Annotated in this window: 13 protein-coding genes; 4 read left to right on the top strand and 9 right to left on the bottom strand. The window is 70.1% G+C overall.

From position 1 onward, the window contains the following. Nucleotides 1–41: 41 nt before the first annotated feature. From LAJ50_RS05410 to LAJ50_RS05370, 9 genes are all read right to left on the bottom strand, one after another. Complete coding sequence (locus LAJ50_RS05410) at nt 42–284, bottom strand: type B 50S ribosomal protein L31 (protein WP_130517121.1); 243 nt, start codon at nt 282–284, stop codon at nt 42–44. A gap of 73 nt (nt 285–357) precedes the next feature. Beyond that, nucleotides 358–1,296, bottom strand: coding sequence for a nucleoside hydrolase (locus LAJ50_RS05405; protein ID WP_130550893.1), 939 nt, complete (start codon nt 1,294–1,296; stop codon nt 358–360). 130 nt (nt 1,297–1,426) lie between these two features. Beyond that, nucleotides 1,427–3,601 (bottom strand): ATP-dependent DNA helicase RecG, encoded by a 2,175-nt coding sequence (gene recG, locus LAJ50_RS05400; protein ID WP_130550892.1) that lies wholly within the window; start codon nt 3,599–3,601, stop codon nt 1,427–1,429. Nucleotides 3,602–3,820: 219 nt separating this feature from the next. Next, nucleotides 3,821–4,207 (bottom strand): RidA family protein, encoded by a 387-nt coding sequence (locus LAJ50_RS05395; protein ID WP_130550891.1) that lies wholly within the window; start codon nt 4,205–4,207, stop codon nt 3,821–3,823. Between the two features lie 548 nt (nt 4,208–4,755). Further along, the gene (locus LAJ50_RS05390) at nt 4,756–6,924 is read right to left on the bottom strand and encodes a bifunctional (p)ppGpp synthetase/guanosine-3',5'-bis(diphosphate) 3'-pyrophosphohydrolase (RefSeq protein ID WP_138655224.1); all 2,169 of its coding nucleotides are present in this window, start codon (nt 6,922–6,924) and stop codon (nt 4,756–4,758) included. 189 nt (nt 6,925–7,113) lie between these two features. Continuing rightward, complete coding sequence (rpoZ, locus tag LAJ50_RS05385) at nt 7,114–7,410, bottom strand: DNA-directed RNA polymerase subunit omega (RefSeq protein WP_130550889.1); 297 nt, start codon at nt 7,408–7,410, stop codon at nt 7,114–7,116. A 136-nt stretch (nt 7,411–7,546) separates the two neighbouring features. Further along, complete coding sequence (locus tag LAJ50_RS05380) at nt 7,547–7,873, bottom strand: low molecular weight protein tyrosine phosphatase family protein (protein WP_138655226.1); 327 nt, start codon at nt 7,871–7,873, stop codon at nt 7,547–7,549. Nucleotides 7,874–7,883: 10 nt separating this feature from the next. Then, nucleotides 7,884–8,498 (bottom strand): guanylate kinase, encoded by a 615-nt coding sequence (gene gmk / locus LAJ50_RS05375; protein ID WP_130550887.1) that lies wholly within the window; start codon nt 8,496–8,498, stop codon nt 7,884–7,886. A 228-nt stretch (nt 8,499–8,726) separates the two neighbouring features. Next, nucleotides 8,727–9,587, bottom strand: a complete 861-nt coding sequence (locus tag LAJ50_RS05370; RefSeq protein ID WP_130550886.1) for a YicC/YloC family endoribonuclease — start codon at nt 9,585–9,587, stop codon at nt 8,727–8,729. Nucleotides 9,588–9,689: 102 nt separating this feature from the next. On the opposite strand from LAJ50_RS05370, the gene rph reads away from it, so the two are divergent. The 4 genes from rph to hemW are packed head-to-tail and all read left to right on the top strand — an operon-like array spanning nt 9,690 to nt 12,683. Further along, nucleotides 9,690–10,415: a ribonuclease PH gene (gene rph, locus LAJ50_RS05365; protein ID WP_130550885.1), complete on the top strand. Its 726-nt coding sequence runs from the start codon at nt 9,690–9,692 to the stop codon at nt 10,413–10,415. A 14-nt stretch (nt 10,416–10,429) separates the two neighbouring features. Further along, nucleotides 10,430–10,822 (top strand): VOC family protein, encoded by a 393-nt coding sequence (locus LAJ50_RS05360; RefSeq protein ID WP_130550884.1) that lies wholly within the window; start codon nt 10,430–10,432, stop codon nt 10,820–10,822. Further along, nucleotides 10,819–11,415 carry an RdgB/HAM1 family non-canonical purine NTP pyrophosphatase gene (gene rdgB / locus LAJ50_RS05355; RefSeq protein ID WP_171044687.1) on the top strand — a complete coding sequence of 199 codons (597 nt, stop codon included), beginning with the start codon at nt 10,819–10,821 and terminating at the stop codon, nt 11,413–11,415. Before LAJ50_RS05360 ends, rdgB begins: the two co-directional genes overlap by 4 nt. A 32-nt stretch (nt 11,416–11,447) precedes the next feature. Continuing rightward, on the top strand, nt 11,448–12,683 hold the full coding sequence (gene hemW / locus LAJ50_RS05350) for a radical SAM family heme chaperone HemW (RefSeq protein ID WP_138655230.1): 1,236 nt from the start codon (nt 11,448–11,450) through the stop codon (nt 12,681–12,683). The last annotated feature ends 79 nt before the right edge of the window (nt 12,684–12,762 follow it).

Raw genomic sequence — 12,762 nt, 5'->3', positions numbered from 1 at the left:
GGGACACAGCCGTTGTTCGAACCGCGCAGGGCGTCGTTCGATCAGCGCGCGTAGCGCTTCTGGAACTTGTCGATGCGACCGCCGGTGTCCATGACCTTGTGCTTGCCCGTGTAGAACGGGTGCGAGGCCGAGGACACTTCGACCTTGACCAGCGGGTATTCGTTGCCGTCTTCCCACTTGATCGTTTCCTTGCTGGCAAGGGTCGAGCGGGTCAGGATCTTGAAATCGGAGGTGACATCGTGGAAGACGACGTCGCGGTACTGCGGATGGATGTCGGCCTTCATGGCGGGCACCAGATGTCGAAAAGGTGAGCCGCGCATTGTAGCGGCCCACCCCACCCCGCGCAAGGGCTCTGCCCTAGCCGGCGGCCAGGGCCGCCTGGACCAGTGCCTCGAACCGGTCCTGGTCGTAGCGCAGCAGCAGCCTGGCGTTGTCCGGGCGGCCGGTCTGGCGGTTCCAGTCGGTGACCGTGGCGCCGCGGGTCAGCGTGCCGGCCAGTTCGACCGCCAGCGGGCGCTCCACCAGCTCGGTGGCGCCGTCCGGGTGCAGGGCCAGGGCCATGGCCAGCGCATCGGCGCTGTGCCAGTGATCGCCGCGGCGATCGGCCGACCACAGCCGCGTCTGCCGCGAGATGGTCTCGTAGAAGGCCGCGCGCGGCGACGGCGCGGCCAGCCACTGCTCCACCCGAGGGTGGTGCAGCCCGTGGGCAAGCGTGGCCTCCCAGTCGGCCACGTCGAACGTCGGGAACGCCTGGAAGACCAGATGCGCCGCCTCCGGATCGAAGGCCACGTTGAACTCGGCCGCCGGGGTCAGGTTGCCGTGCGCCGACGCCGCCCCGCCCATCACCACCAGCCGCGCCACGCGCTGCGGCAGGGTCGGGTCGAGCTTCAGCGCCACCGCCACGTTGGTCAGCGGGCCCAGCGTGACCAGCAGCAGGCGGCCTGCGTAAGTGTGCGACAGGCGCAGGATCGCCAGTGCGGCGTGCTCGGCCTGCGCGCCATGCGCCGCGGGCGCGTAGCCGGTGTCGCCGAAGCCATCCAGGCCGTGCACATCGGCCGCGTCGGGCGAGGGATGCAACAGCGGCGCGGCGCAGCCGGCGAACACCGGCACATCGCTGCGCCCGGCGACCTCACACAGCTTGAGCGCATTGCGCACGGTGTGCTGCAGGCCGACATTGCCGGCGGCGATGGTCAGGCCGACCACGTCGTGGGCGGTGTCGTTGAAGGCCATCAACAGCGCCAGCGCGTCATCCACGCCCGGGTCGGTATCGATGAGAAGCGGAATCTTCGCGGTCATGCTCCGGGAGCTCTCATGGAACGGTCGCCGAGTCTGACATAGCCAGCAACGAGTAGAGAGGAACGAGGGACGAGTGAAGCAACAGCCAGAATCGTCGGACGCGACTCGCCTTCCCCGCTCGTTGCTCGCCTCAGGCGCTGGCGTAACGTGCGGCGCCGCCGATCCAGCGCGCGATCAGGCGATCGGCCAGCGCCGGGTCGGTGTCGAGCAGGCGATCGGCCAGCGCATGCACCTGCGGCAGCAGGCCGGCATCGCGCGCCAGGTCGGCCACGCGGAAGGCGGCCAGACCGGTCTGGCGCGTGCCGAGCAGTTCGCCCGGGCCGCGCAGCTCCAGGTCCTTCTCGGCGATCACGAAGCCATCGTTGGTCTGGCGCATGGTGTCCAGGCGCTCGCGTGCCATCTGCGACAGCGGCGCCTGGTAGAGCAGCACGCATGAAGAGGCCATCGCGCCGCGGCCCACGCGTCCCCGCAGCTGGTGCAGCTGGGCCAGGCCCAGGCGTTCGGCATTCTCGATCACCATCAGCGAAGCGTTGGGCACGTCCACGCCCACTTCGATCACCGTGGTGGCCACCAGCAGATCGCACTCGCCCTGCTTGAAGGCCCGCATCACCGCCTGCTTCTCGGCCGGCTTCATGCGGCCATGGACCAGCGCCACGCGCGCCTGCGGCAGCGCCGCGGTCAGCTGCTCGAAGGTGGTCTGCGCGGCCTGCGCCTCGAAGCGCAGCGCCGGGCCGGCACCGCCGGCCGGTGCCTTGGCGTCGTCTTCGGCCTCCTCGATCAACGTGCACACCCAGTAGACCTGCCGGCCTTCGGCGCAGGCCACGCGGATGCGCTCGATCAGCTCGGGGCGGCGCTCGGCGCTGAGCACGATGGTCTGCACCGGCGTGCGGCCCGGCGGCAGTTCATCGATGGCCGAGACGTCCAGGTCGGCATAGGCGGCCATGGCCAGCGTGCGCGGGATCGGCGTGGCGGTCATGACCAGCTGATGCGGCACGCGGCTTGCGCCGGTGCCGGCCTGCGTGCCCTTGTCCCGCAGCGCCAGGCGCTGGTGCACGCCGAAGCGGTGCTGCTCGTCGACGATGGCCAGGGCCAGGTCATGGAAGGCCACCGCGTCCTGCATCAGCGCATGGGTGCCGACGACGACCTGCGCGGTGCCGCTGGCGACCTCTTCGAGCACCCTGGCGCGCGCCTTGCCGGTGACCTTGCCGGCCAGCCAGGCCACGCGCACGCCCAGCGGCTCAAGCCAGCCGCGCAGGTTGGCCAGGTGCTGTTCGGCCAGCAGCTCGGTCGGTGCGGCCAGCGCGACCTGCTTGCCGGATTCGACCGCCAGCATCGCCGCCAGCGCCGCGACCACTGTCTTGCCGCTGCCCACGTCGCCCTGCACCAGGCGCAGCATCGGATGCGGCTGGGCCAGATCGGTGCGGATCTGCGCGAACACCCGCTGCTGCGCGCCGGTCAGCTTGAACGGCAGGGTCTTGAGCAGTTTCGCCACCAGCGCGCCCTTCCCCGCCAACGCATGCGCGCCGTGCCGCTGCAGGGCGATGCGCTGGCGACGCAGGCTGAGGTGGTGGGCCAGCAGTTCCTCCAGCGCCAGTCGCCGCTGCGCCGGATGCGTGCCCGCGGACAGCGCCGCCACGTCGGCATCGCGCGCGGGCCGGTGCATGGTCAGCAGCGCCTCGCGCAGTGAGGGCAGCATGCTGCCGTCGGGCAGGCGCGACGCGCGCAGCAGGCCCTCAGGCAGCAGTTCCAGCGCGGCCTGGTCCGGCAGGCGATCCAGCGACTGCGAGATCAGCTTGCGCAGCACCGCCGGCCCGACGCCGTCGACGGCCGGGTACACCGGCTCCAGGGTCTCGCCCAGCGGCGTATCGCCCTGCGCGTCCAGCAGCCGGTAGCTGGGATGGACGATCTCCAGCCCCTGCTGACCCTGACGCGGCACGCCATACACGCGCAGCCGCGCGCCGACGGCGAACTGCGCCACCTGCGCGGCCCGGAAATGGAAGAAGCGCAGCACCAGGGTGGCGCGCGACTCGTCGCCGATCGCCACCCGCAGCACCGGGCGATAGCGGAAACCGCGTTCGACCGCCTCGATCCTGCCTTCCACCTGCGCCGCCACGCCGGGCTGCAGCCGCGCGATCGGCGTCAGGCTGGTGCGATCCTCGTAGCGCAGCGGCAGCAGCAGCCACAGGTCCTGCAGCGTCAGCAACCCGCGCGCGGCGAGTTTTTCGGCCAGCTTGGGACCGGCACCGCTGAGCCCGACGATGGGCTGGGTGAAGGCGGGCTCCAGGCTGCGGCGGGCGGGCGACATCGTCTGGGGGGTCATCGGGCCCCGGCGGGTGCGCCACGCGGCGAAGCGCCCGCGACACCGCCGGCGGCGGGGCGCGTCGAGGCGCCCGTTTTGCACCACCGGCGACCCACGCCGCTTGGCTCAAGCTTCATCACGCGCCCCAGGATGCCGGCCGACTTCGGCGATTGCCAGATCACATCGCCGCATGCGCGCGTCGGACAACGCCGCATGCGGAGCGGATCACGCGCCCAGCACCATCACCGCGTCGACCTCGAACAGCGCGCCCTTGGGCAGGCCGGAGACCTCGATGGTCGAACGGGCCGGGAACGGCGCGCTGAAGTACTCCTGCATCACCGCATTGACCGCGGCGAACTGGCTCAGGTCGGTCAGGTACAGGCCCAGGCGCACCATGTCGCCCAGCGACCCGCCCGCGGCCTCGGCCACGGCCTTGAGGTTGTCGAACGAACGACGCGCCTGCGCGGTGATGTCGCCTTCGACCAGGTTGCCGGTGGCCGGATCCAGCGGGATCTGGCCGGAGAAGTACACCGTGTTGCCGGCCCGCACGGCCTGCGAATACGGACCGATCGCGGCCGGCGCGTGGTCGGTGTGGATGATCTGCTTGGTCATGGCGTTGGGGGTTCCGGGGACAGGGCTGGGTATTTTAGCTGGGTGGGATTCGGGATTCGGGATTCGGGATTGGGGATTGGGGAGCGGGCCGAGGCCGAAGCCGAAGCCGGGATACAGCAGGCCGGGAGCACCCATCAACGCCATTGAATGGCCCCTCCCGCGCGCAGGGCTGGGAAGGGGTGCTCTTTGCGCGGCGTGACTTCTAGAAGCGAAACAGCAACAGCGACCCCCTCCCCAACCCTCCCTCGCGCTGCGCGCAAGGGAGCGGACGAAAGGCCTCGGGCTCCGAGAACGTGAGTCACCAGCTTTCTGCAGCGTGGCAAGCACATGCGCAGGACCTTCACATCGACAGGGGACGCTCTTCCCGAATCCCGAATCCCGAATCCCGAATCCCGAATCCCGAATCCCGAATCCCGAATCCCGAATCCCGAATCCCGAATCCCGAATCCCGAATCCCGAATCCCGAATCCCGAATCCCGAATCCCGAATCCCGAATCCCGAATCCCGAATCCCGAATCCCGAATCCCGAATCCCGAATCCCCGCCCCACTACGCCCGCCGCACCCCTAGTACCGTCTGCAACCGCCGCAGACGCCGCATCACCTCGGCCAGATGGTTGCGATCGCGGACCTGGATGTTGAAGCGCAGCACCGCGGCGTTGATGTCGCGTTCCAGGTACTCCACGCGCTCGATGTTGGACTGGCTCTGCGCCACCGCGGCCGCGACCTGGGCCAGCACGCCGGTGCGGTTCTCCACTTCGATCAGCAGGCTGGCGTCGTAGTCGCCGCTCACGCCCGGATCCCAGTCGATCGCCACCCAGCGGTCCGGCGACTTGCGGAACTCGACGACATTGGGACAGTCCAGGCGGTGCACCACGATGCCCTTGCCGGCGGTGTGGAAGCCCATGATCTCGTCGCCCGGGATCGGCTGGCAGCAGTTGGCGAAGCTGATCACCCCGCGCTCGCCGCCGGTGATCAGGATCTTCTCCTGCGAATGCTTGGAATGCCCGCCGCTGCGCAGATCGGCGAAGGCCATCATCGCCTGCGCGGCCTGGGCCGGCATCCAGTTGCCCAGCGCCACGTCCTCCAGCAGCGCCTCCAGGCGCGGGTACTTGTGCTCGACCAGGAAGCTCTCCAGCCGCTGTGCCGGCAAGCGATCCAGCGAACTGTCCAGGTCCTCCAGCGCGCGGTCGAGCATGCGGTGGCCCAGCTGCACCGCGTCCTCGTGGCCGAGCTGCTTGAGCTGGTGGCGGATGGCGGTGCGCGCCTTGGAGGTCACCACGAACTCCAGCCACTGCGGCTTGGGCGCGGCCGACTTGGCGGTGATGATCTCCACGCTCTGGCCGCTGGTGAGCTTGGTGCGCAGCGGCACCAGCTTCTTGTCCACGCGCGAGGCCACCGCCTGGTTGCCCACGTCGGTGTGCACCGCATAGGCGAAATCCAGCGCGGTGGAGTTGCGCGGCAGCGACAGGATCTTGCCCTTGGGCGTGAACAGATAGACCTCGTCGGGAAACAGGTCGACCTTGACGTTGTCCAGGAACTCCAGCGACGAGCCGGCCGAGCGCTGGTTCTCGATCAGCTCGGAAATCCAGGCGTGGGCGCGACTCTGGGCGCTGTTGGGCATCTGCGTGCCGAACTTGTAGGTCCAGTGCGCGGCGATGCCGCGCTCGGCCACCAGGTCCATCTCCTCGGTGCGGATCTGCACCTCGATCGGCGAGCCGTACGGGCCGAACAGCACCGTGTGCAGCGACTGGTAGCCGTTGGCCTTGGGGATCGCGATGAAGTCGCGGAAGCGCCCGTCCAGCGGCTTGAACTGCCCATGCGCCGCGCCCAGCGCGTGGTACACGTCCGGCACGCTGGTCACCACCACGCGGAAGCCGAACACGTCCATCACCTGGTCGAAGCTTTTGCCCTCGCTGCGCATCTTGGTGTAGATGCTCCAGGCGGTCTTGACCCGGCTGACCAGGCGATGGGCGATGCCCTCGCGGGTCAGGCTCTGGGTCAGCTGGGTCTCGATCTGCGCCAGCGCCTCGCGGCGCATCACCGGCTGGCTCTGGATGTGCTTGCGGATGATCGCGTGGCGCCACGGATACATCGCGGCGAAGCTCAGGTCCTGCAGCTCGGACTTGACCAGGCTCATGCCCAGGCGCTGGGCGATGGGCGCGTAGATGTCCAGCGTCTCGCGCGCGATGCGCGTGCGCGCCTCGGCGCTCTGCGCGCCGAGGGTGCGCATGTTGTGCAGGCGGTCGGCGAGCTTGATCATGATCACGCGCAGGTCGCGCGACATGGCCAGCAGCATCTTGCGGAACGATTCGGCCGCCGCCTCCTTGCGGTCGCGGAACTTGAGCTTGTCCAGCTTGGTCACGCCGTCGACCAGTTCGGCCACCGCCTCGCCGAACGCGCCGGCGATCTCCTCGCGGGTCAGCGGCGTGTCTTCGATGGTGTCGTGCAGGACCGCGGCGATCAGCGTCTCCACGTCCATGCCCAGTTCGGCCAGCACCTGGGCCACGGCCACCGGATGGGTGATGTAGGGCTCGCCGGACTTGCGCGTCTGGCCCTCGTGCGCGGACGCGCCGACCTGCCAGGCGCGGCGCAGCAGCGGCAGCTGGTCGGCGGGCAGATAGCTGGCGGCCGCCTCGAAACGACGCACGTACTCCGGTACGTCGTCCTCGTGCGGCGGCGGGGATTGGATGGCCTTGCTGGAACGCCCGGAAGTCATGCGCGAAGCCTATGCCAGCGGCCCGGTCGCAGCAATGCACCAAGGGCGCGCACGCGATGCATCACGCTGGTTCATGTGGGGCGCGTTCCATCCGACGGCACGCACCCGGCCCCACCTGTGGTTCCCGCGCCGGAAACGACAACGGCCCGCCATGGGCGGGCCGCTGCGTCAGGCGATGAAGCTAGCGCTTCAGTCGTCGCCCTTGGACATGTCATCGTCGGCGACCACCTCGGCGGCGGCCCACTCCAGCGCCTCGCGCTCGGCGCGCTCGCGCTCGGCCTTCTCGACCCGGTCGATCAACTCGTTGTCGACCTTGCGCGCGGCGATCTCGCGCAGCGCCAGCACGGTCGGCTTGTCGTCGGTCTCGTTGTCGATGGTGGCCTCGACGCCGTTGGCCAGCTGGCGGGCGCGCTTGGCGGCCATCATGACCAGCTCGAAACGGTTGTCGACGACTTCCAGGCAATCTTCTACGGTGATGCGGGCCATGTGGGCTCCTGGCGGCCATCCACCGGACAGGTGGGCCGCGCGACTAGCGGAAAGGGACCGGCAATTCTAGGGACCGCCCGGCCCGATTGCAATCCATGCCTTGCAAATCAATCGGTTAGGCCATTACTCCAGGCTTTCAGCGCCTCGGCAGGTGCCGCGGGACCCGTGCCTGCAACAGCGCGATCAACATCGGATCCATGAAATCGTAGTCGTCCGGGATGTCCAGGCAGGCCACGCGGACGCCACACAGATGCGGGCGGAACTTCCGCGACAGGCGTGTGCGCTGCGCCTTTTCCATCACCAGCACCAGATCGGCCCAGGCCAGCAGCTCCGGTGTCAGCGGGCTCTCGGCGTCGTGGTTCAGGCCGGCCGAGGCGACCTCGATGCCCGGCCAGCCGGCGAACACCTGCTCGGCCGTCGGGCTGCGCAGGCGGTTCTGGCTGCAGACGAACAGGACGTTCAAGCGTGCGCGATCACTGCGCCAGCAGCGCCTCGATCAGGGCGCGGTGTTCGGCGGCCTGGCGCTCGCGGCGCAGGCGGCTGGCGGTGAAGATGGCGCACATCTCCTCCACCGCGGTGTCGAAGACTTCATTGACGATCACGTAGTCGAACTCGCCGTAGTGCGACATCTCCTCGCGCGCGGCGGCCAGGCGCTGGGCGATGACTTCCTCGCTGTCCTGCCCGCGCTTGCGCATACGCTCCTCCAGCGCATCGCGCGAGGGCGGCAGGATGAACACGCTCACCGCCTCGGGCACCTTCTCGCGCACCTGGCGCGCGCCCTGCCAGTCGATTTCCAGCAGCACGTCCTGGCCGGCGGCCAGCTGCGGTTCGACCGACTGGCGCGCACTGCCCTTCCAGTCGCCGTGCACGCGGGCGTACTCGAAGAACTCGCCGGCGTCGATCATCGCCTGGAACTGCGCCTCGCTGACGAAGTGGTAGTGCTGGGCATGGCGCTCGCCCGGGCGCGGCGCGCGCGAGGTGAACGAGATCGAGAGGCTGATGCGCGGATCGCGCGCCAGCGTGGCATTGACGATGCTGCTCTTTCCGGCGCCCGACGGGGCCGCGACGATGTACAGGGTGCCGCGCATGGCGATGGCCTTAGCTGCCGCGACAGGGCGCGACGGTCGGAAAAGGCGCGCAAGTCTAGCAAACCCTTCGCGCGGCAGCGCCGCGCGGCGACCGGGCGCCCAACAGACGGGGCCGACCCGCACCCAAGCCTGTCCGCCCAGGTCCCTGTGCCCCTGGATCCCACGCTGTCGCCGGCCGCCGGGCTTGCGGCGGCGCGCGCATGCCCGCTGGGCTCGTCCCGGGAAGGACTACTCCAGGTTCTGCACCTGCTCGCGGATCTGGTCGATCAGCACCTTCAGCTCGACGGCGATGTTGGTGGTGCGCACGTCCACCGACTTGGAGCCCAGGGTGTTGGCCTCGCGGTTGAACTCCTGCAGCAGGAAGTCCAGGCGCCGGCCGACGGCGGCCTCGCCCTTCAGCACGCGGCGGATCTCCTTGATGTGGCTGTCCAGGCGGTCCAGTTCCTCGTCCACGTCCAGCTTCTGCAGGGACAGCACCAGCTCTTGCTCCAGACGCCCGGGGTCGGCCGGCTGAGCCAGCTCGGCCAGGCGCGCCTCGAGCTTCTGGCGCTGGCCGGCGCGGATCTGCGGGATCAACGTGCGCGCCTGCGCGGCGAGCGCGGCGATGGCGTCCACGCGCTCGGCGATGGCCTGGGCCAGCTGGCGACCTTCGCGCTCGCGCGCGGCCACGAACTGGTCCAGCAACCGCTCCAGCAGCGCCAGCGCCGCGGCCTGCAGCGCCTCGGCATCCAGCGCCCGGCTGCGCAGCACGCCGGGGAACTGCAGCAGTTCGGTCAGGCTGGTGCGCAGGCCGGGGAAGCGGATGGCCAGCTGCGTGTTCACCGCCACCAGTTCATCGACCATGGCCTGATCCAGGTGCAGGCCGCCCTCGCCTTCGGCCGTGCGCAGGCGCAGCACCAGATCCAGCTTGCCGCGGGCCACGCGCGCGGCCACGCGCTCGCGCAGCGCCGGTTCGAGCGCACGCAACTCGTCGGGCAGGCGCAGGCCCAGCTCCAGGAAACGGTGGTTGACCGCGCGCAGTTCGGCGCTGAGCGCGCCGCCGTCCACGGGCTGTTCGACGGTGGCGTAGGCGGTCATGGAACGGATCACGGCGGGGCGTTTCCCAAGGGTCGAAGGGGCGTGGATGGTACCCTAGCGTGCCTGGCCGGCCGGCCCCGACGCCGGCCCCCTCCTCAAGCAGGCATTCCACGCATGACGTTCTCCCGCCCCAGTGGTCGCACCGCCGACCAGCTCCGCCCCGTGTCCATCCAGCGCGGTTTCACCCGCCATGCCGAGGGCTCGGTGCTGGTGTCCTTCGGCGACACGCGGGTGCTGTGCACCGCCTCGGTGGACAACAAGGTGCCGGCCTTCCTGCGCGGCAAGGGCGAGGGTTGGGTCACGGCCGAGTACGGCATGCTGCCGCGCTCCACCCACACCCGCTCGGACCGCGAAGCCGCGCGCGGCAAGCAGGGCGGGCGCACGCTGGAGATCCAGCGCCTGATCGGCCGCGCCCTGCGCGCGTGCGTGGACCGCGGCGCGCTGGGCGAACGCACCATCACCCTGGACTGCGACGTGCTGCAGGCCGACGGCGGCACGCGCACCGCGGCCATCACCGGCGCCTACGTGGCGCTGGTCGACGCGATCAACGGGCTGAAGGCGCGGCGCGAGATCAAGCGCGACCCGATCTTCGGCGCGATCGCCGCGGTGTCGGTGGGCATCTACAAGGGCGTGCCGGTCCTGGACCTGGACTATGCGGAAGACAGCGACTGCGACACCGACATGAACGTGGTGATGAACGACGGCGGCGGCTTCATCGAGGTGCAGGGCACGGCCGAGGGCCATGCCTTCCGCCGCGAGGAGATGGACGCGCTGCTGGGCCTGGCCGAGACCGGCATCGCCCAGCTGGTGCAGGCCCAGCGCGACGCGCTGGCCGGTTGAGCGGAGCGTAGGCGATGAAGCGCACGCTCGCACTGGTGACGGTGGTGGTGGACGACTACGACCGGGCGATCGCCCACTACACCGGCGACCTGGGTTTCGCACTGCTGGAAGACACCGACCTTGGCGGCGGCAAGCGCTGGGTGCGCGTGGCGCCGCAGGCCGACGACGCCACCGCGCTGCTGCTGGCGCGCGCGAGCGATGCGGCCCAGCGCGCGCGCATCGGCGACCAGACCGGCGGGCGCGTGGGGTTCTTCCTGCACACCGACGACTTCGCCCGCGACCATGCGGCGCTGAGCGCGCGCGGCGTGCAGTTCCTGGAGGCGCCGCGCCACGAGCCCTACGCGACCGTCGCGGTGTTCCGCGACGCCTACGGCAACCTGTGGGATCTGCTGGAGCCCAAGCGATGACCCGTCTCGTCCTGGCCAGCGGCAATGCCGGCAAGCTGGCCGAGTTCAGCGCGATGCTGGCGCACCTGCCCTACCAGATCGTTCCGCAGAAGGAGCTGGGCGTCGAGGACGTCCCCGAGACCGGCCTGACCTTCGTCGAGAACGCATTGATCAAGGCGCGCCACGCCTGCGCGGCGACCGGCCTGCCGGCGCTGGCCGACGACTCGGGCCTGATCGTCGATGCGCTGGGCGGCGCGCCCGGGCTGTACAGCGCGCGCTACGCCGGCCAGCCCACCGATGATGCGGCCAACAACGCCAAGCTGCTGGACGCGATGAAGGACGTGCCCGATGACCAGCGCCGCGCCCGCTTCTACGCGGTGATCGTGCTGCTGCGCCATCCGGAGGATCCGCAGCCGCTGATCGCCGAGGGCGCGTGGGAAGGCCGGATCACCCGCGAACTGCGCGGCAACGGCGGCTTCGGTTACAACCCGCTGTTCCTCGATCCGGACCATGGCCTGACCGCGGCGGAAATGGACACCGCGCTGAAGAACCGGCTGAGCCATCGCGCCCGCGCGCTCGAGGTGCTCAACCAGCGTCTGACCACGCTGTTCTGAGCGCGGCGACCGTCCCGAATCCGATGTCCTCCATGGCGCCGCCCGCTGAATCCGCCGAGCACCGGCCCGGCCCGCCCTGGCCGCTCGACACACGCGCGCAGACCGCGGGCGTGCAGCTGATCCCGCCGCCGCTGTCGCTGTACGTGCACCTGCCCTGGTGCGTGCGCAAGTGCCCGTACTGCGACTTCAACTCGCACCAGGGCAGTGGCGCGCTGCCCTTCGATGCCTACATCGACGCGCTGATCCGCGACCTGGACCAGGACCTGCCGCTGGTCTGGGGCCGCACGATCCACAGCGTGTTCTTCGGCGGCGGCACGCCGAGCCTGTTCCCGGCCGAACACATCGACCGCTTCCTGCAGGCGGCCAGCGCGCGGCTGCGCTTCGCGCCCGAGTGCGAGGTGACCCTGGAGACCAATCCGGGTACGGCCGAGCACGACCGCTTCGGTGCCTATCGCGCCGCGGGCGTGAACCGGCTGAGCTTCGGCATCCAGAGCTTCGACGATGGCTGCCTGCAGCGGCTGGGCCGCATCCACGACAGCGCCCAGGCCGAGCACGCGGTCAAGCTGGCCCAGGACGCCGGCCTGGACAATCTCAACCTGGACCTGATGTACGCCCTGCCCGGCCAGTCGCTGGCGATGGCGCTGCATGATCTGGAGCGCGCCTTCGCCCTGCAGCCGGCGCACGTGTCGCACTATCAGCTCACGCTGGAGCCGAACACGGTCTTCTTCGCGCGCCCCCCGCAGGGCATCCCCGAAGAGGACGACGCCTACGACATGCAGGAGGCCTGCCAGGCGGCGCTGGCCGCGGCCGGTTACGCGCACTACGAGGTCAGCGCCTACGCGCGCCTTGGCCGCCAGTGCGCGCACAACCTCAACTACTGGCGCTACGGCGACTATCTGGGCATTGGCGCGGGCGCGCACGGCAAGATCAGTTCGGGCGCGGGGCAGAACATCCTGCGGCGCTGGAAGGTCAAGCATCCGACCACCTATCTGGCCAGCGCCGGCACGCCGGCCGGCATCGGCGGCGACGACGAGATCGCCCCGGCGCGGCGCCCGTTCGAGTACATGCTCAACCTGCTGCGGCTGAAGGAGGGCTTCGCCCTGCGCGACTTCCAGGTGCGCACCGGGCTGCCGGCCGCGCATATCGCCGCGCCGCTGGCCGAAGCCGAAGCCAAGGGCTGGCTGCGGGTCGAAGCCGAACGGGTCGTTCCGACGCCGCTGGGGCTGCGCTTCGCCAACGATGTGATGGCGCTGTTCCTGGAAGCCTAGGCCCCGAAAGCCGGACCGTCGGCGACCCGCCCCCTCATCCCGGAGCCCGTCGCGCGCGCCAGCCCCGGCGCCTCACGGC

Source organism: Pseudoxanthomonas sp. X-1, from assembly GCF_020042665.1.
Classification (GTDB): Bacteria; Pseudomonadota; Gammaproteobacteria; order Xanthomonadales; family Xanthomonadaceae; genus Pseudoxanthomonas_A; species Pseudoxanthomonas_A spadix_A.
Note: the sequence above shows the minus strand (reverse complement) of the source record. Positions and strands in the feature narration are given on the sequence as shown.

What these genes read in the sequence shown, in the direction of transcription:
- LAJ50_RS05410 (WP_130517121.1), bottom strand. Translation starts at nt 284, where the DNA reads ATGAAGGCCGACATCCATCCGCAGTACCGCGACGTCGTCTTCCACGAT.
- LAJ50_RS05405 (WP_130550893.1), bottom strand. Translation starts at nt 1,296, where the DNA reads ATGACCGCGAAGATTCCGCTTCTCATCGATACCGACCCGGGCGTGGAT.
- recG (WP_130550892.1), bottom strand. Translation starts at nt 3,601, where the DNA reads ATGTCGCCCGCCCGCCGCAGCCTGGAGCCCGCCTTCACCCAGCCCATC.
- LAJ50_RS05395 (WP_130550891.1), bottom strand. Translation starts at nt 4,207, where the DNA reads ATGACCAAGCAGATCATCCACACCGACCACGCGCCGGCCGCGATCGGT.
- LAJ50_RS05390 (WP_138655224.1), bottom strand. Translation starts at nt 6,924, where the DNA reads ATGACTTCCGGGCGTTCCAGCAAGGCCATCCAATCCCCGCCGCCGCAC.
- rpoZ (WP_130550889.1), bottom strand. Translation starts at nt 7,410, where the DNA reads ATGGCCCGCATCACCGTAGAAGATTGCCTGGAAGTCGTCGACAACCGT.
- gmk (WP_130550887.1), bottom strand. Translation starts at nt 8,498, where the DNA reads ATGCGCGGCACCCTGTACATCGTCGCGGCCCCGTCGGGCGCCGGAAAG.
- rph (WP_130550885.1), top strand. Translation starts at nt 9,690, where the DNA reads ATGACGTTCTCCCGCCCCAGTGGTCGCACCGCCGACCAGCTCCGCCCC.
- LAJ50_RS05360 (WP_130550884.1), top strand. Translation starts at nt 10,430, where the DNA reads ATGAAGCGCACGCTCGCACTGGTGACGGTGGTGGTGGACGACTACGAC.
- rdgB (WP_171044687.1), top strand. Translation starts at nt 10,819, where the DNA reads ATGACCCGTCTCGTCCTGGCCAGCGGCAATGCCGGCAAGCTGGCCGAG.
- hemW (WP_138655230.1), top strand. Translation starts at nt 11,448, where the DNA reads ATGGCGCCGCCCGCTGAATCCGCCGAGCACCGGCCCGGCCCGCCCTGG.